An 18,304-nucleotide genomic window follows, 5' to 3' on the forward strand; every position below is an offset into this window, starting at 1 on the left:
CTAACCAAAAGAGCATCTTGATTTAATATTTTATTCTATATACTATAATTAAATATAATAAATTTTTGGTTTTTTAGAAACCAATATGCCTTTTCACAACTGTCGTCCCTTTATTCTTCCTTATTAAGAGCAATCCATGAGTAAATCATTTGACGATATCACCAAGCACGTTTCAACCAATATGGCTAAACTACATAAGCACATTCCCGAAACCACCAAAGCGTTTTCTCAACTTGGTGCAGCGGCAACGGCTGATGGTGTGTTAGATAAAAAAACCAAAGAGCTGATTGCGCTAGCATTAGCGGTTGGCGCTCGCTGTGATGCTTGCATTGGTTTCCATACCAAAACATTAGTAAAGCTTGGCGCGACTGAACAGGAAGTGGCTGAAACATTGGGCTTGTGTGTTTATATGGGCGGTGGGCCATCTATGATGTACGCGGCTGAAGCGATAGCAGCATTCAATGAGTTTAGTAAAGAAAGCTAGACCTTACTTTTAATTAGCTTTGTCTTAAATACATCTGCCAGTGATTGAATACATTGCTGGCAGTTTTTTTGTGCTTATAATAAAGCTCACATCAGAGATTAATCAGCTATGGTATAACTTAGCAATCGCATCATGATCAGTCGCAATGCTGCCACAGAGATTTGGCCAACAGTAACTGCATGGATAGAGAAGCATACAAGTTAAAACTGTGACAGTATTATATAACCTCTCATTATGAATGACTAGGCTATGAGATTGGCCCCTTTGGCAAGAAGACAGCCATGAACATCTTTACACTTGTCAGAAAGTCACAGGCTGTGTCAGTATTAGTGTCATCAATTTTTAACCAATAAAAATAAGTCGTAGGAAATTGGCGTCTATGAGTGAACTATCAGAGCAACATTCAGATAAACAACACCCCGACCAGAAAAGCAGTACACACTATCGCTATTTGGTGTTTATTGGGCGTTTCCAGCCCTTTCATTGTGGTCATAAAGCGGTCATTGATGAGGCGCTAAAGCGTGCTAACAATGTCATTATGCTGATCGGTTCTGCCAACCTACCGCGCAGTTTGCGCAATCCATTTAGTGTTGCTGAACGCGCTGCGATGATTAAGGGCGCGTATTCAGCAGAGGAAGCGGCGCGTATCCACTGCGTCGGACTCGACGATGCACTCTACAACGACACGCGCTGGCTTCAATATGTACAAGCCGGTGTGAAGTCTGTCACCGGCGACTTACAGACTGATATCGGTCTGATTGGTCATTCAAAAGACAGCTCATCGTATTATCTATCACTATTCCCCAACTGGGCATCCGTCTCCGTACCCAATTATCACAATTTATCCGCTACGCCCATACGCGACAGCTATCTGATGGGTGCCACACCAACGCCTGAGCGCACCCCTGAATCCACACGCAGCGTATTGGATGAATTCAAACAAACAAGCGAATACCAACAGCTGCACGATGAAGCAGATTTTGTTGATAAGTATAAAAGACAATGGGAATCCGCCCCTTATCCACCGACCTTTATGACCGCTGATGCCTTGGTCGTACAATCAGGGCATATCTTGCTGGTTGAGCGCCGTAGTATGCCGGGGCAAGGATTGTGGGCACTGCCGGGTGGTTTTTTGAACCCAAAAGAGACCCTATTCGACGCCTGTATCCGTGAGCTCCGTGAGGAAACTCGCCTTAAAGTCCCCGAGCCCGTCTTGCGCGGCTGTTGTCATAGCCAACATACCTTTGACGACCCTTATCGCTCGGCGCGTGGGCGTACGATCACCCAAGCATTTTACTTTCAGCTCAAAAATGACCCAAAAGGATTGCCAAAAGTAAAAGGTGGTGATGATGCAGCCACGGCTTTTTGGTTACCACTCGCTGAGCTTGATGCCACCATGATGTTTGAAGACCACTATGCCATTATTACCAAAATGGTCGGCTTGTAGGATTTAATCAGACGACTATTCAATTTTTTATTAACCATTTTTCACGCCCAAACCGATAGACAGTAAAGGCTTCGCGCCGCCATCGTTGCGGCATCTCGAAGCAGAGGAGTTCTGTGATGTATACCAGTAATTTAAATAATTTAATCCTAAATAGCGACAGCTATAAAACCTCACATTGGGTTCAATATCCAAGTGGTAGCGAGTACCTATCCAGCTATATCGAGGCGCGTAAAGGTGACTATGATGTGGTATTTTTTGGTCTACAAGCATTTATCAAAGAATACTTGAGTACCCCAATCACCCATCAAGATATTGATGAAGCTGAAATGGTGATTCAAGCGCATGGCCTGACTTTTAACCGTGCTGGCTGGGAACGGTTGGTTGATAAGCATGGTGGTTATTTGCCATTACGTATCGAAGCCATACCCGAAGGCAGCATCGTGCCTGTATCCAATGTCGTCTGCCAAGTCATCAATACTGACCCTGAGTTTTACTGGCTGCCAAGCTATATCGAAACAGCGCTACTCCGTGCGATTTGGTATCCGTCAACCGTCGCTAGTGTCTCGCACTATTGTAAAAGCATCATTCGTCAAGCGCTAGAGAAATCTGCGGACAATACAGAATCGCTAATCTTTCGTTTACATGATTTTGGCTCGCGCGGTGCCTCTAGCCAAGAGTCTGTTGCCCTCGGTAGTCTTGCGCATTTGGTGAATTTTGCCGGTACGGATTCGATGACGGCGTTGGTAGCTGCCAGTCGTTGGTATCAAATGGATAAAGACATGCCAGCCTTTTCTATTCCTGCCGCTGAGCATAGCACTATGACGGCATGGGGACGCGATGGTGAAACCGCCGCCTTTGCCAATATGATTGAGCAGTTTGGCGGCGAAGGTAAAAGTTTTTCTGTCGTCTCTGACAGCTACGATTTATGGAATGCCATTGACAATATTTGGGGTGGCAGCCTAAAAGACGATGTTAAAAATATGGGTGGCACCTTGGTAATCAGGCCAGACAGTGGCGATCCCGCTAAAGTGGTGCGCGAAGCATTAGAGCGTTTGGCAGTAAAATTCGGTACGACGGTCAATCGTAAGGGTTATAAAGTCCTGCCCGATTATGTACGTATTATTCAAGGTGATGGCATCAGTCCACAAAGCTTGAGTAAGACTATCGATGTGGTCATGAAAGCCGGATTTAGCGCCGAAAATGTGACCTTTGGTATGGGCGGCGGGCTACTGCAACAAGTTAACCGCGATACCATGAGCTGGGCGATGAAAGCCAGTGCCATCTCTATCAATGGTATATGGAAAGATATCTATAAAGACCCGATTACCAGCCGCTCAAAACGTTCCAAAAAAGGACGTTTAGCTTTGGTTAAAAATAAAAGCAAACAGCTAAAAACGATTAAATTTGATGATTTGCCCGCCGATGCAAACAACCTACTACGTGAGGTTTATGTCGATGGAAAATTATTCATAGACGACAGTCTGACTATTATTAGAGAGCGTGCAGGATGGTAGCTACTAGCAAAATACAGAATAAAATAGCCGTTGTTGTAAAGGATGTATTTCTTGCTCCTGTGTACCTTTATCAAGGTCGAAAAATCAAACGAGATACCGTCCGTTTGCCTGAGCCAAATGGAGAAAGACACGGCTCTGTGCAGTTAGGGAAAGAAAATAGCGAGTCATCATCTCAGAATAAGCCCACACTAAATATTATGATTGTTGGTGATTCGGCAGCTGCTGGCGTTGGTAGTGAGACTCAGCAAGAAGCACTCGTTGGCAAGCTAATCCCTATCTTGCAAAAGCAGCCTGCTATTTCTGATCAATTTAAAACATTGTACTGGTCACTACAGGCGACAACAGGACATACCAGTTTTGATATTTTACGCCGTTTATATATTATGCCAACGCCAAGCGAGCCTATCGATATCATGGTATTAAGTGTCGGTGTCAATGATACAACAAGCCGTGTGTCTGTAGACAGATGGCAACAGCAAATCAAAGATATTATTATCATCGCTCAGCGCAAGTTTGGCGTCCGAGAATTGGTTTTTTTAAGTCTACCGCCAATGGCAAAAATGCCTGCCATATCTGCTCCGCTCAATAACTTTGTTGGCGCAAAAGCTTCTATCCTTGATGGAACATTGCAGCAAACCTGCATGACTCATGATAACGTCACTTATATGGCAACGGACTTTACACGCATGATAGCTGAGCATTCTAACGGTAGGCCCATAGACATCAAGGTGATGTTTGCTAGTGACGGTTTTCATCCAAGCAGCCTAATGTATGGTTATTGGGCGCAGCAACTATCAGAGCTCATTGTAGAGTTACTCGATTCATCAACCCATTAGCCAAAAGCTACAACAAAAAAAACCGCTGAATCGTCAGCGGTTTTTTTATATTCTTAATACTATCACAGTGCATGCTTGAAAAAACGCATACTCAAAATAATATCACGCAATACGGGTGAATTATTCTGCAGCGTCAGTATCAGCAGCTTTCTTACGGCCACCAAACGCACCAAAGCGTTTGTTGAAGCTTGCAACACGGCCTTCAGTAGAAGTTTTACGTTGCTCGCCAGTATAGAATGGATGCGACGCACTTGAGATATCAAGTGGGTAGTATGGATATTCTGAACCTTCGTATTCACGAGTGGTTTTGGTTTTAACAGTTGAACGAGTCAAGAAGAACACGTCAGCGTTAGTGTCGTGAAACAAAACTTCTTGGTAATTAGGATGGATATCTTTACGCATAATAAACTCTCTATGTCCGATGTATGTATAACGCCTTTGCAAAACAGCATTTTTAACGATGCGTTCAGCAAACGATGACATACGTAACTGAGGCACTAAGGACATTCTCAGTCTGGCAACTGTGTCACTGGCTTATTCCAGCACCCAATACCACACCTCTGCTCGCTTAGCCTTTCCCCAGCGGGAAAATCAAACCGCAATTTTACCGGTTTTTGGGGTTTGATGCAAGCAGCAATTATGAGGGTTATTAGTGCTAATTTGTCACTGCAGCATAGATAGTATTGAGGCCTACATACAAGCTGCGTATAATAATGCGTTAGATAATATAATCAATAACTATTGATTTTTTAGATTAATTTAATAATACTATTTAATCAGTATTGGTGATTTACTTATCAATACTGATTAAGTACTAACATTTAATAAGGATAAGATAATGAAAAATACGATAACGAAAAACAGTATCAAAGCTGTTCTATTTGGCTCAGTAGTTGCTATGACAACGCTAGCAAGTGCGGCTCTGCCAACTCAATGGCAGCTAGATGACTCCCATACCCGTGTCGGATTTTCGGTCAATCATTTAGGGTTTTCGACCACCATGGGTCACTTTAATGATGTCAAAGGTATGGTCAATTACGATATTAAAGCACCCAATAAAGCCAATATGAATTTCACCATTGCAACCGATAGCATCGATACCAATTGGGATGCTCGCGATGCTCATTTAAAAAAAGATGAATTTTTTAATGTGGCAAAATATCCCACCATGACTTTTAAATCGACTAACGTCACATTTAAAAATCCACAACAAGCCACAGTCACAGGTGACTTCACTCTACTGGGTCAAACCAAACCACTGACCCTAGATGTGACTTTGAATAAAATAGCCAATAGCCCGATGACCAAAGAGCCAGTTATTGGTTTTCGTGCAACCGGTGTGATTGACCGTGCCGCTTATGGCATGACGGCTTTTGCAAGTGGTATTACAACTGAAGTACCGATTCAAATAGACGGTGAACTGATTGAGAAAAAAGCCGCTACGAAGAATAAAGAAAAATAGCTTAAAAGTTACTTAAAAAACAACTGTGTCATATGGTCATTTAAATCTTTGATATCTTATGTAAAGAGAAACCTGCTATTAGAAACAGCAGCAAAAAAGCAGCCGATAAATGGCTGCTTTTTGATGAGAAAAATTAAGATTTATGTTTAGGCTTTACTTGGTTCTAACGATATGCCAAACGCCGAGTTTATTGTCGCCATCTTTATCCCCAACATTGGTGTCATTAGCATAAAAATACAGCGGCTTTCCATTCATCGCCCACTGATACTTGCCATCTTCACGTTGGAAGGCAGCAAACTGCCCTGAGGCTTTAGCATTGCTAGGTGCCATAAATGCCGGCCAAACTAGCATACAAGCACTGCCGCACTCTGATCTATTCATCGAATCTTTATCAAAAGTATATAAGGTCATATGGTTACTAGCATCAACCAACATGCCGTTTTTACTCATGACGGGTGCAGTGTTTTTATTGGTAGCTTGTACGTCATGCATACCAGAGTCGTCATTGCCGACCATATTATTTAGCGTCGAACAACCACTAAGCGCTAACACGCCACTGAGAGCGGATAAAACCAAAATATGTTGCATAATAACTTCCTTTTCATTGTCATCATAGATTGTTAATTGTTATTAGTTCGTCCTCATCACTCTAGGATTTAAGCCATAATAAAATGCAAGCAAATGTCTTAAACCCATTATTGAGATTTTAAATATATCATAGGATTTATAGCCGTTCTTTTGATCCTTCTATAAGTTTACAAAAGCCTATAAGCATTACAATTTAGCCATACAAAAATACTTAATACCATCAATATATAGTTGTTTTAAGATGAATAAAACCTGCTTGTTCTTATGGTAATAGCATGTATCCACTTACCAATTTGCCATCCTATTCACTAACGTTTTTTGTAGAATAGCGCTATAGAAATTAAGCACGACTACACAATGGCGAATGTGACCATTGCGGTTTATTATCACTATTGAACTTGACTGCCTCTGCACGCATATCAATATCCATAAGCCACCTCATGACTATGCCAAGTACTACTTTAATTACGGATTTAAGTACCACTTGATGCAAATGCTATTAAGGATATAACCTCGACAATGACTCACTCTCTTATGAACAATCAAGTACTTGCTACTCAACGTGTCGGCATCCTTGGTGGTGGTACGGCAGGGGCAACCATTGCCATTCGATTGGCAGCATTAGGGCTTGAAACTTATGTGTTCGAAAAAAACAAATCGCTGATTGATGGTCCGCCTATGTGCCATTTGCATGCCGGTGGCAATCTCTATCGCGAAATCCCTGATGAAGATTGCGTCGCCCTTCTCAAACAGTGCATCGATATTTTACGTCTTTATCCTTATACCATTGATGTACGCCCAACGGTATTTGCGGTGCCGACTCGCGATGAGGGGTTGCCCGAAGACTTGCTACCGCGTCTTGATATATTGACCGATGCGTATCGTCAGCTGATTGCTCAAGATGCCAATAACAAAGTACTGGGCGAACCTGAAGATTATTATCAGCTATACAGTCATGAGCAATTGATTGCATTGTCTGAGCGTGAGCAAGTTGCGGTACCTAGTACCGTCGACGAATGGATGATACCGGTTGCAAAATATTTGGATTTAAATAAAGTCAAATTTCCGTTGATCGTAGTACAAGAATATGGCTGGAACATCTTTCGCTTGGCAGCATCAGCACAATTGGCGTTGGAAGGCTATGAGCATGCGCATGTGTTTACTGACACTCAAGTAAAGCAGGTCATGCCCGTCGATTGTGAAAACTGCTCAAACGCTGAGCATCATGTCACCAAATGGCGTATTGATTATCAGCAATGCGATAGTCTAGACCCTGAAGCGCACTCTAACGGCAAAACCGAGTCCATCGAAGTCGATTATCTCGTCAATGCTTGTGGTTTTCGTACAGGGGTTATTGATGATATGGTCGGCGTCAAAGTCACACGTATGGTAGAGTTTAAATCCTCTTATATCACTCACTGGGAAGATACCGGCGGACAGATACCAGAGATTATCATCTATGGCAATCGTGGTACGCCAGAAGGGATGGCACAACTAACGCCTTATCCGGGTGGCTATTTTCAGATACATGGCATGAGTAAATTTATCACGTTATTCGATGATGGCTTGGTGGCTTCAAGCAAAGACAGCGCCCAACCAAAGCTACCGCCACAATACGTGCACTATATCGAAGACGGTTGGGACAAAGCGCCGCTACAAGCGCGTAGCCAGCAAGCCATTGATTATGTGACTGGGTTTGTACCGACCTTTCATAGTGCTCGTACTGTCGGCAATGCTTTATACGGTGGGCAGCAAATCCCTGGTGAGGACGACACGCTGCGGGTCGCTGATGTGAGTTTGTATTCTAATATTCGCTATGCCCGTGCTGAAAACGTCAAAGCCTCTTCGACCTTGATTGCGGCAGATCAAATCGTTGACGAATTGAGCGAGCTTGGTTTGATTGAACTTGATACGCCCGTGAACCGCAATCGCTATGCCCATGAGTGGGCGTATCTGGCGCACAACGATAGTATGGCTATCGATGCGGTCGCCCGTGATTTGGCAAAACAGCGTGGTTTTCCACTGGCAATGGCAGGCGTCAATCGTGGTATTCGCGAGGAGGCGTTAAATAATTTAAATACAAATAATAATTAAAGTAATACTGGCACTTAAAAACAGCGCTTCTAATTATTGAGCAAAAAAAAGGGAGAGAATGGCTCGTTTTTGCCCTTCTCTCCCTTTTTATATATTCGCTTTTAGTTGCCAGCCATCTTTTCCGTATTGACAGCGGCATCTATTTTGACCATGGTCTGTAGTAAATCAATGGCATCATTAATAGTATTACACACTACCAAGCGCTCAAGATCTTCTTGCTTCATAAAGCCTTGCTCAGTGGTATATTTTAAATGCTCAATCATACGATCATAAAAACCATTGATATTCAAAATAATCATTGGTTTTTCATGTTGATACAGCTGGCGCCAAGTGGCAATTTCCATGATTTCTTCTAAGGTGCCAAGCCCGCCCGGTAAGGTAATAAACGCATCAGCATATTCTGCCATCACCGTTTTGCGTGTGTGCATCGTATCGGTTAAATGTAGACGGGTCAGCTGCTCATGAGCAATTTCGTGCTTGAGCATAAAAGTTGGAATCACACCGACTGCTTCTGCGCCGCCTCGAATCACCTCATCGGCGACTGCGCCCATCAGCCCGATACTCGCGCCGCCATATACCAAGCCCATGCCATTGTCTGCTAGCGCCATACCCAGCTCGCGCGCGGCTTGCTCATATACGACATCATTACCCAAACGCGACCCACAATAGACTGCCACTAGCGGCATGGTTAACGCTGATTTATCCACTGCTTTTTCAATATTGGTAATGTCTTGACTGGTAATCACTTCATACATGTCATTATTAATTTTCATTTGCATATAGCTTCCTTAATTTTTATATCAATTGTTTTTATTAAGAACCTGTTTATTAAAGCCTCTTTATCCGTGCATGTTGAATATTTAAAATAGCAATTCGGTCCAGTCTTGATGGATCATATCATGCAAGATAAATTGAGATAGAACTTAGAAGTCATATTTAAGCGCCTTCCCTACTGAGATTTATTTTAACATAAGCAATGCTATCACGCGGTCGCAACGATTTATCACTACGCAATTACTACGTTTTTAAGGTCACCTGCTCCACAATATCCGTATCAAAAATATGGATAAAAGCGATAACAAGAAAAAGAGATTTTAATGCGACCAGATAGCAATCACGAACAACCAAAGCCTACGTTTATTAGCCGAGCAATTAGCGTATTTATCAAGGCTGCGGCATTGCTGATGCTGTTATTCGTATTTGACAGATTACTGCCAAGTATCAGCCAACAAACCCAATCATTTTTCATAGCAAAATGGCAGCAGCTTAGTTTGCTACAACAACCATTACCAGCAGAAAACAGCCTACTAAGCCCCTTGCCCAAGCAGCCTCTAACAGATACGTGGGGCGCTGCTCGTAGTCAAGGTCGCTCACATGAAGGGATTGATATTTTTGCAGCGCGCGGCACGCCAATACAAGCTACAACGCAAGGCATTGTTAGCAAAGTAGGCGAAGATGCTTTAGGGGGTCGCGTCGTCATGATAGTGGGACCTGGCGGCGCCGGACACTATTATGCCCATTTGGAAGACTATGCTGACATCTCTCACAATGACTGGGTAAATGCGGGCGACATCATCGGTTATGTGGGTGACAGTGGCAACGCTAAAGGTACACCGCCACATGTCCATTATGGGATTTATATTAATGGTAGTGCGGTGAACCCTTATCCGCTTTTACAAAAGAATTAGGGTGTATAAGCATTAATTTATTACGGCAGATCGTATATAGTTGTTTGGGAACACCGCACTAAATGTCGAACCTACCCCTTCTATAGACTCAATTTGCAAGTGTGCTTCATGCTGATATAAAACATGTTTTACAATCGCCAGCCCAAGTCCCGTCCCACCTGTTTCTCGGCTGCGCCCACTGTCAACGCGATAAAAACGCTCAGTCAAACGCGTAAGATGCTGCGGCGCGATACCAATACCATTATCTTCAACCGCAAATCGGCAGCCCTCAAGCGTCTTAGTCCAGCTAATAGAGATATTACCGCCTTTTGGTGTGTATTTGATGGCATTAATTACCAGATTGGACAGTGCGCTATTCAAGTACATCTCTGAGCCATATAGCCCGTCATAAGTATCAATATGCAAGTGAATGGTATGCTTATATTCTTGATTGTATGCCTGCGCATCATCATAGACATGGGTCAGTAGCTTGGTCATATCGATTTCATTAAACTCATGCGTCTCTTCGATTTCAATGCGAGATAGCAGCAATAAGTCATTAACCACTCTATTCATGCGAGCCGTCTGCTGGGTCATCAACTCAAAGCCGCGCCGCCAATGCGCAGGCATATCGGGTTGATCAGAGAAATTTTCTAGATAGCCCATCAGTACTGTCAATGGTGTACCTAGCTCATGCGATACATTTGCCACAAAGTCGCGGCGCATCCCCTCCAAATGCTGCAAGCGGGTCACATCATAAATAATCAGCAGTTTTTCATCACCAAAGGGCTTCAGCTCACACTTTAGATAACGATTTGGGTCTTGCCACGAGATAATATGCACACCCTCATGGGCATCCATATTAAGCGTCGTTGCCTCTTGATAATATTTAAGAAACTCAGGGACCTGAATGAAGTCAAAGATACAGGTGCCTTTATCTGTGGATTGCAACAACAACAAGTCCTGCGCCGCTTGATTCCACCATTCAAGCCCATCATCGTCATTAAGCAAAATCACGGCATCTCGCAGCGATTGTAAGGCACTTCTGATTTTTTTAAGTTGATTCGTGTCATCCTGCTCAGAGACTAACTCTGATTGACCTTGCTCATTATCTTGGATAGGCATTTTTATTTATCCGTTATTTTTACTGTTTCTCTACTATTGGTCGCTTCCGATGAGAGGCGACACTCTACGATACTCATATTGCTCGCTATTAACTATTTTCAATACGGCTAGAAAATCGATAGCCCGTACCGCGTACCGTCTGTATCAACGTATCGCAATCATAGGGACGCAGTAATGTACGCAAACGCTTTACGTGAACATCAATGGTTCTATCTTCGATATAAACATTGCCACCCCATACTTGGTCGAGCAACTGGGCACGGGTATAAGCGCGCTCTGGATGACTCATGAAAAACGCCAACAAGCGGTATTCTGTCGGACCCATATCGATGATGTTATCACCCACCATAAAGCGCTGGCTTTTAGCATCTAAAGTTAGCTTGCCTATATTGATAGGTTTGTCACCGCTGAGCGCGCTACTACGGCGCAATACTGCTTTGATTCTTGAGATTAATTCACGGGTAGAAAACGGCTTGGTCATATAATCATCAGCGCCTGCATCAAGACCATGCACCTTACTGTCCTCTTCACTTTTGGCGGTCAACATAATGACTGGTATTTCAGAGAGCAGCGCATCGTTTTTTAGCATACGGCAAAAATCAATACCACTTTTATCACCTGGCAACATCCAGTCCAATAAAATCAGCGCTGGACGGTGATCTACCACCTGTTGATGCGCCTCTGACACATCAGCTGCCTGCAAACTATCAAAGCCTGCCATCTCTAGGGTCATGACAACCATTTCACGAATAGCAGCTTCATCTTCAACAATCAAAATTTGCTCTTTAGACATAGTGCATTCTTAATATTAGAGAACAAAATAGAGCTTATAAAAGCAGATAAGCGTTTCTTTATTAAAGAACTTAATTATGACAGTATGATGACATTTACCTTTAAAAGTCTCAAGATTATTATGAGCACCTCTTATTAATACTTAGTAATAAGTACATTTACTCAAGGCACTTCTAATAGAAAATTAAGCGGTCCATCATTGACACTCAACACTTGCATATCTGCGCCAAATTGACCTGTTGCCACGTCAACATGCTGGGTTTTGGCATAAGCAATCAGTTGTGCAAACAAATCTTGCGCCGCATCAGGTGCCATCGCGCCGCCAAAGTCAGGGCGGCGACCTTTATCCGTCTTTGCCATCAAGGTAAATTGCGAGACCAGTAATAGCCCACCATCCACTTGCTGGACATTTTTATCCAGTTTACCGTATTTGGCTGGATCATCATCATTTTCAAAGATACGATAAGTCAGAATTTTATCGACCATCCGCTGTGCACTTTGTAAGTTATCATCGTGTCCCAAGCCAATATACGCCAATACTCCATGTTCAATAGCACCGACATCATGTCCATCAACACTGACACTGGCATGTTTAACGCGCTGGATAAGAGCTCTCATTGCTTACTTCCTTTAACGATTATGGTCATACAGTCTGGTGCTGCCCATGATAAAATGTAGTTATCTATAAATTTAGTTATGAATGAATCTGGCGATAAAGCTACCTACCTATGATTTCTAGTACGACTTTCTATTTTAATAACTGTTTTTTTTAATCCCTACTTTGGTCATCTATTATGAATGTATTTACTACCTTACAGCAATTTGTGCCGCAGCAAAAAATCAGCAAAGTCGCTGGGCGCTTAGCCGCCAGTCGCCATCCTTGGGTCAAGCGTACTTTTATTCGCAGTTTTGCCAAAGCGTATGATGTTAGCTTAGATGAATATGAGCGTCAAAGCCTAAACGCTTATGAGAGCTTTAATGATTTCTTTACTCGTGAGCTCCAAGACAATGCCCGTATTATCGATGCCAGTATCAACGGTATTGTCAGTCCTGCGGATGGGATGATATCTCAGCTTGGACAAATCCATGACCATAAGCTACTGCAAGCAAAAGGTCGTGACTATGATATCGGTCAGTTATTGGCTGACAGTGCCGACGGAGATTATTTTGCTGATGGTAGTTTTGCCACGGTCTATCTTGCTCCAAGCAACTATCACCGTGTTCATATGCCATTTGACGGTACCCTGATTAAAACCCGTTACGTACCAGGTACGCTGTTTTCGGTCAATAATACCACGGCTGCTAATGTACCTGATTTGTTTGCTCGCAACGAACGCCTAGTTTGTCTGTTTGATACCGCTTACGGCAAAGCGGCTGTGGTCATGGTCGGTGCGATGATTGTCGCTGGGATTGAAACGGTTGCGACGGGTAAAATTAGCCGTACCGATGACATTCAAGAAGCGGATCATGATATGAGCTTTAAGAAAGGCGATGAGCTTGGTCGTTTTTATCTGGGCTCAACGGCGATTGTGGTGCTACCAAAAGCGGCAAAAACTGAGTGGCAAGCCACCATGCAGCACGGCTCAACAGTGCAAATGGGTCAACTATTAGCCAACGCTAAAATCTAATCTGTTTTAAGTGACCAAAACGCTTTTAATGAGCGACATTGGCAAACATGAGCATAGGCAGTCGTAATATCACTGTTTATGCTCATGTTTGGTCTTATATAGTGAAACTTTTTTAAAAACAATCGCTTAACCCTTTCTCTACTATCCTATCTATAAACGCCTCTTTTTGTAAGCCGCCAGTCTATTATGTAAGCCGCCACTCTTTATGTCATTAAACTGTCATATTCATTTGGCACAATATATTTGTTAACTGCAGAACATCATTTTAGCAAACCATTGTCATGGTTGTTTATAAATGCTTGATACTCAAAATTGATTAATTTTAGGAGAAATAATGCGTTATTCATTCATGGCAGTAGCAATCGCTAGCACTTTGGTATTAGCCGCTTGTAACCAAACGACCAGCAACAACGAGAGCGATAAAACCAACGAGCCTGCTACAGCAGCGCCAGCAAATGCCGCTGCTAGTGGCGACGCTAGTGCTAGCTCAGCTGAAAGTGCATCGATGAACATTACTGGTGCTGGTGCCTCTTTTCCGCAGCCTATCTATGCTAAATGGTCAGATGCTTACAATAAAGCCACCGGTGGTCAGGTGAACTATCAGTCCATTGGCTCATCTGGCGGTATCAAACAAATCGTTGCGAAGACCGTGGATTTTGGAGCATCTGATGCGCCTATGACACCAGAAGAGTTAAACGAAGCTGGTCTGATTCAGTTCCCAACTGTCATTGGTGGCGTAGTGCCTATCGTCAATATCGATGGCATCAAGGCTGGTCAGTTAAAGCTCGATGGCAAAATGCTTGCCGATATTTATTTGGGCAAAATCAGTAAATGGAACGACCCTGCCATCGCGGCTATGAATCCAGAACTTAAATTACCAGACGCTGCCATTACCACGGTATTTCGCTCGGATGGTTCTGGTACGACTTTTAACTTCACTGACTATCTAGCAAAAGTTTCAAGCGATTGGAATGACAGTGTGGGTGTCGATAAAACAGTCAAATGGCCAACATCGGCTACCGGTGCTGGTGGTAAAGGCAACGAGGGTGTGTCGAGCTACGTCACACGCATGAAAAACTCTATCGGCTATGTTGAATATGCTTACGCTAAGCAAAACGGTATGGCACACGTCGCCCTTAAAAACGCTGCAGGCAATATCGTACAACCTTCTGCCCAAACTTTTGCAGCGGCAGGCGACATTGACTGGTCAAAGCAAGAAGGCTTCTATAAAGTTATTACCAACTCTGAAACAGCGCAAGCTTGGCCAATCGCCGCGGCGACTTTTATCTTAGTACATAAGCAGCCACAAGATGCCAAGCAAGTCGCCGGCGTATTAAAGTTCTTTGACTGGGCTTATACTCAAGGTGATGACGATGCAATGGCGCTTGATTACGTGCCGTTTTCTGATACTGCCGTTGCTTTGTTTAAAGCAAAATGGAATGAGGTAAAAGGCAGCGACGGCCAACCTGTCTATAAGCCTGCACAATAACCTGTTTATCCTAGTGATTGCATAATCACTGTCGAGCCAACCTCTCAAACCACTATTCTTCGGTAGGGGTTTGAGAGGTTTTATCACAACAAATTTAAAGGTTTTTTTAAGTTTGTTGTGATAAAATCTCATTGACTCTTTTACTATTTTGACTTGATTCTATTCCCCCAATCCAAGAACAAGCGTTCTTGGATTATTGAGGCTTTTATGGCAGATCTAAAACACCAACTGGCAAAACAAAAACGCTACGATGCTATCTTTGTCAATGCGACCAAAGCCTTTGCAATCTTGGTGCTGTTGTCGCTTGGTGGCATCCTCCTCTCATTAATCGTGGGCGCTTGGCCAAGTATCACTGAGTTTGGTCTGGGGTTTTATACCAGTAATAATTGGGATACGGTCAACGATCAATACGGGGCGCTTGCGCCCATTTACGGGACGATTGTCACCTCCCTTATTGCGATCGCTATTGCTGTGCCAGTGAGTTTTGGTATTGCTATCTTTTTGACCGAACTGTGCCCCAATTTCCTAAAAAAGCCATTGGGTATTGCTATTGAGCTGTTGGCAGGTATCCCTTCTATTATTTATGGCATGTGGGGCTTGTTCGTGTTTGCGCCTTACTTTAGCGAACACATTCAGCCATGGTTGATTGACAATATTGGTCCTCTGCCTATTATCGGGAAAGTATTCACCGGTGCACCAATGGGGCTTGGCATGTTTACCGCCTCCTTAGTACTGGCGATTATGATTATTCCTTTTATTGCAGCCACCATGCGTGATGTCTTTTCTGTGGTGCCTGATTTATTAAAAGAATCCGCGTATGGCATGGGTGCGACGACGTGGGAAGTCATGTTCAAAATCATCTTACCTTACACCAAAGCTGGCGTAGTCGGTGGCGTGATATTGGGGCTTGGTCGTGCATTGGGTGAGACGATGGCGGTGACCTTTTTAATCGGTAATGCCTTTAATATCAGCCCAAGTCTGTTTACCTCTGGGGTGACGATTACCTCTGCGCTCGCCAATGAATTTGCCGAAGCGTCAAGTGAATTGCATTTAGCGTCGCTACTGCATCTAGGCTTAATCCTGTTTGTCATTACCTTTATTGTATTGTCCATCTCTAAGCTGATGCTTATGCGCATTGATCAAAAAGCGGGTCATTAAGCACCGTTAACGTCCCATTATGAAGCAATAATTTTAACCAACCAATTGACCTATCTTTCGACCAACAAAGGACAAACGCCTAATGACTTTAGCGACTGTCACCACTGATATTGACCAAAGCAGCCAGCCGGCTTTGCGCTTTGAAGACCGCTATAACAAACGTTTATATCATAAGCGTCGCCTGATCAATAGATTGGGGCTTGGTTTTGCTATCTCAGCTATTGCTTTTGGTTTGTTTTGGCTGACGTGGATTTTGATGACGCTTTTTGTTGAGGGTTTTCAAGGGTTGATCGAGATGCCGGTATTTATGGCAGATACACCGCCGCCCATGGGTGACGGTGGTTTACGTAATGCCATTATTGGTTCAGTGATGATTGCCTTGTTAGGTCTTGCGATTGGTACACCGATCGGAATGATGGCAGGTATCTATTTAGCGGAATTCTCACAAGGCAGTCTGTTGGGCAAAGTCACCCGTTTTCTAAACGATATTTTGCTGTCAGCGCCCTCTATCGTTATTGGTCTGTTCGTCTATGCTCTGATGGTAAAAGGTCAAAGCTTCTCCGGCTGGTCGGGTGCGGTTGCGCTTGCCTTGATTGTCATTCCGATCGTCGTGCGCACCACTGAGAATATGCTAAATCTTGTACCAAATACTTTGCGTGAAGCGGCGTATGCATTGGGTACGCCAAAGTGGAAGCTGATAAGCACAGTCACGCTTAAAGCGGCTAAAGCAGGTCTAACTACAGGGGTGCTGCTGGCATTTGCCCGTATCACTGGCGAGACTGCGCCGTTGCTATTTACCGCATTAAACAATCAGTACTTCAGTACCGATATGAGCCAACCGATGGCAAATTTACCAAATACTATTTATCAGTTTGCCATGAGCCCTTATGACAACTGGCATGCACTTGCATGGGCAGCAGCATTACTGATTACCGCAACGGTATTGATAGTCAATATTCTCGCGCGCTTTATTGGCGGTAAAGATCATACAAGATAGCTTGTTATGTAAAAATTGCTTAAAAAAACGACTAAGCAGCCAATTTTATAGCGCACGTTTAGCATCTATATTGACAACATTCTAAAATAATTGGATACGATGATGACAGACTTACTAGAAAGAAATGCCGTTAAGCAAAACGTCAGCCAACGTGGTTTATTTGGTCAATCATTTTCTAATGACGCTCAGAGACAGCAGGGGCAGCAGCCAGACAGTGCTTTTTTAACTCAGCAAACAGTAGCAGATATTCCTGAACATATGCCGCCTGCCAAAATTAGTATTCGGGATCTCAATTTCTATTATGGTGATTTTAAAGCGTTAAAAAACATCAATATCGACATACCAGAAAAAAAGGTCACTGCTTTTATCGGTCCATCGGGCTGTGGCAAGTCCACACTGCTACGTACCTTTAACCGCATGTACGATTTGTATCCGAGTATGCATGCCGAAGGTCAAATCATCCTTGATGGCAGCAATATTTTGGCAAAAGACATGGATGTCAATTTGTTGCGTGCGCGTGTAGGTATGGTCTTTCAAAAACCGACACCGTTTCCGATGTCGATATATGACAACGTGGCATTTGGCGTACGCCTCTACGAGAAACTGAGCAAAGCTGAGATGGATAATCGTGTCGAATGGGCACTCAAAAAGGCAGCATTATGGCTTGAGGTAAAAGACAAACTTCGTGCATCAGGCTTGTCGTTATCCGGTGGTCAGCAACAACGGCTTTGTATCGCTCGCGGTGTGGCGACAAAACCTGAAGTACTGCTCCTAGATGAGCCAACCTCAGCGCTCGACCCTATCTCGACAGGGGCGATTGAAGAGCTCATCACAGATTTAAAAAATGACTATACGATTGCTATCGTTACCCACAATATGCAGCAAGCGGCACGCGTCTCTGACTACACTGCCTATATGTATCTGGGTGATATGGTAGAGATGGGTGAGACGGATCAGATATTTACCAACCCAGCACAAAAGGCGACCGAAGACTATATTACTGGTCGTTATGGTTAAAAAGAT

18 protein-coding genes are annotated in these 18,304 nt (G+C 43.5%); 12 read left to right on the forward strand and 6 right to left on the reverse strand.

The window, feature by feature from the left end:
- The first annotated feature begins 181 nt into the window (after nucleotides 1-181).
- The 4 genes from PSYC_RS09895 to PSYC_RS09910 all read left to right on the forward strand — a co-directional run bounded on the left by PSYC_RS09895 (nucleotide 182) and on the right by PSYC_RS09910 (nucleotide 4,281).
- Nucleotides 182-484, forward strand: a complete 303-nt coding sequence (locus PSYC_RS09895; protein WP_406621544.1) for a carboxymuconolactone decarboxylase family protein — start codon at nucleotides 182-184, stop codon at nucleotides 482-484.
- A 379-nt stretch (nucleotides 485-863) separates the two neighbouring features.
- A complete protein-coding gene (locus tag PSYC_RS09900) occupies nucleotides 864-1,931 on the forward strand; it encodes a bifunctional nicotinamide-nucleotide adenylyltransferase/Nudix hydroxylase (protein WP_011281170.1) in 1,068 nt (355 codons plus the stop codon).
- Between the two features lie 116 nt (nucleotides 1,932-2,047).
- On the forward strand, nucleotides 2,048-3,445 hold the full coding sequence (locus tag PSYC_RS09905; RefSeq protein ID WP_011281171.1) for a nicotinate phosphoribosyltransferase: 1,398 nt from the start codon (nucleotides 2,048-2,050) through the stop codon (nucleotides 3,443-3,445).
- Nucleotides 3,439-4,281, forward strand: coding sequence for an SGNH/GDSL hydrolase family protein (locus PSYC_RS09910; RefSeq protein ID WP_011281172.1), 843 nt, complete (start codon nucleotides 3,439-3,441; stop codon nucleotides 4,279-4,281). Before PSYC_RS09905 ends, PSYC_RS09910 begins: the two co-directional genes overlap by 7 nt.
- A gap of 120 nt (nucleotides 4,282-4,401) precedes the next feature.
- Here the strand turns inward: PSYC_RS09910 and PSYC_RS09915 are convergent, their stop codons facing one another.
- A complete protein-coding gene (locus PSYC_RS09915; RefSeq protein ID WP_011281173.1) occupies nucleotides 4,402-4,683 on the reverse strand; it encodes a type B 50S ribosomal protein L31 in 282 nt (93 codons plus the stop codon).
- 436 nt (nucleotides 4,684-5,119) lie between these two features.
- Between PSYC_RS09915 and PSYC_RS09920 the strand changes: the two genes are divergently transcribed.
- Nucleotides 5,120-5,743, forward strand: a complete 624-nt coding sequence (locus PSYC_RS09920) for a YceI family protein (protein WP_011281174.1) — start codon at nucleotides 5,120-5,122, stop codon at nucleotides 5,741-5,743.
- A 153-nt stretch (nucleotides 5,744-5,896) separates the two neighbouring features.
- Here the strand turns inward: PSYC_RS09920 and PSYC_RS09925 are convergent, their stop codons facing one another.
- A complete protein-coding gene (locus PSYC_RS09925) occupies nucleotides 5,897-6,331 on the reverse strand; it encodes a COG4315 family predicted lipoprotein (protein WP_011281175.1) in 435 nt (144 codons plus the stop codon).
- Nucleotides 6,332-6,850: 519 nt separating this feature from the next.
- Between PSYC_RS09925 and PSYC_RS09930 the strand changes: the two genes are divergently transcribed.
- Nucleotides 6,851-8,425: an FAD-dependent oxidoreductase gene (locus PSYC_RS09930; protein WP_011281176.1), complete on the forward strand. Its 1,575-nt coding sequence runs from the start codon at nucleotides 6,851-6,853 to the stop codon at nucleotides 8,423-8,425.
- 101 nt (nucleotides 8,426-8,526) lie between these two features.
- On the opposite strand, the gene PSYC_RS09935 is transcribed toward PSYC_RS09930, so the two are convergent.
- Entirely contained in the window at nucleotides 8,527-9,204 is a 678-nt protein-coding gene (locus tag PSYC_RS09935) for a TIGR00730 family Rossman fold protein (RefSeq protein ID WP_011281177.1), read from the reverse strand.
- Nucleotides 9,205-9,522: 318 nt separating this feature from the next.
- Between PSYC_RS09935 and PSYC_RS09940 the strand changes: the two genes are divergently transcribed.
- Entirely contained in the window at nucleotides 9,523-10,113 is a 591-nt protein-coding gene (locus PSYC_RS09940; RefSeq protein WP_011281178.1) for a M23 family metallopeptidase, read from the forward strand.
- A gap of 12 nt (nucleotides 10,114-10,125) precedes the next feature.
- Here PSYC_RS09940 and phoR read toward each other — a convergent pair whose 3' ends face one another.
- The 3 genes from phoR to dtd all read right to left on the reverse strand — a co-directional run bounded on the left by phoR (nucleotide 10,126) and on the right by dtd (nucleotide 12,627).
- A complete protein-coding gene (phoR, locus tag PSYC_RS09945) occupies nucleotides 10,126-11,217 on the reverse strand; it encodes a phosphate regulon sensor histidine kinase PhoR (protein WP_011281179.1) in 1,092 nt (363 codons plus the stop codon).
- A gap of 88 nt (nucleotides 11,218-11,305) precedes the next feature.
- A complete protein-coding gene (gene phoB, locus PSYC_RS09950; protein ID WP_011281180.1) occupies nucleotides 11,306-12,010 on the reverse strand; it encodes a phosphate regulon transcriptional regulator PhoB in 705 nt (234 codons plus the stop codon).
- A 161-nt stretch (nucleotides 12,011-12,171) separates the two neighbouring features.
- Nucleotides 12,172-12,627: a D-aminoacyl-tRNA deacylase gene (dtd, locus tag PSYC_RS09955; protein WP_011281181.1), complete on the reverse strand. Its 456-nt coding sequence runs from the start codon at nucleotides 12,625-12,627 to the stop codon at nucleotides 12,172-12,174.
- 176 nt (nucleotides 12,628-12,803) lie between these two features.
- Between dtd and asd the strand changes: the two genes are divergently transcribed.
- The 5 genes from asd (at nucleotide 12,804) to pstB (ending at nucleotide 18,298) form a co-directional block, all read left to right on the forward strand.
- Complete coding sequence (gene asd, locus PSYC_RS09960) at nucleotides 12,804-13,637, forward strand: archaetidylserine decarboxylase (RefSeq protein ID WP_011281182.1); 834 nt, start codon at nucleotides 12,804-12,806, stop codon at nucleotides 13,635-13,637.
- A gap of 334 nt (nucleotides 13,638-13,971) precedes the next feature.
- Nucleotides 13,972-15,126: a phosphate ABC transporter substrate-binding protein PstS gene (pstS, locus tag PSYC_RS09965; protein WP_011281183.1), complete on the forward strand. Its 1,155-nt coding sequence runs from the start codon at nucleotides 13,972-13,974 to the stop codon at nucleotides 15,124-15,126.
- Nucleotides 15,127-15,333: 207 nt separating this feature from the next.
- Nucleotides 15,334-16,284: a phosphate ABC transporter permease subunit PstC gene (gene pstC, locus PSYC_RS09970; RefSeq protein WP_011281184.1), complete on the forward strand. Its 951-nt coding sequence runs from the start codon at nucleotides 15,334-15,336 to the stop codon at nucleotides 16,282-16,284.
- An 82-nt stretch (nucleotides 16,285-16,366) separates the two neighbouring features.
- Complete coding sequence (pstA, locus tag PSYC_RS09975; protein WP_011281185.1) at nucleotides 16,367-17,281, forward strand: phosphate ABC transporter permease PstA; 915 nt, start codon at nucleotides 16,367-16,369, stop codon at nucleotides 17,279-17,281.
- Between the two features lie 102 nt (nucleotides 17,282-17,383).
- On the forward strand, nucleotides 17,384-18,298 hold the full coding sequence (gene pstB, locus PSYC_RS09980; RefSeq protein ID WP_041757784.1) for a phosphate ABC transporter ATP-binding protein PstB: 915 nt from the start codon (nucleotides 17,384-17,386) through the stop codon (nucleotides 18,296-18,298).
- Nucleotides 18,299-18,304 lie beyond the last annotated feature (6 nt).

The sequence above is a fragment of the Psychrobacter arcticus 273-4 genome, assembly GCF_000012305.1.
In the GTDB taxonomy this organism is placed as follows: domain Bacteria; phylum Pseudomonadota; class Gammaproteobacteria; order Pseudomonadales; family Moraxellaceae; genus Psychrobacter; species Psychrobacter arcticus.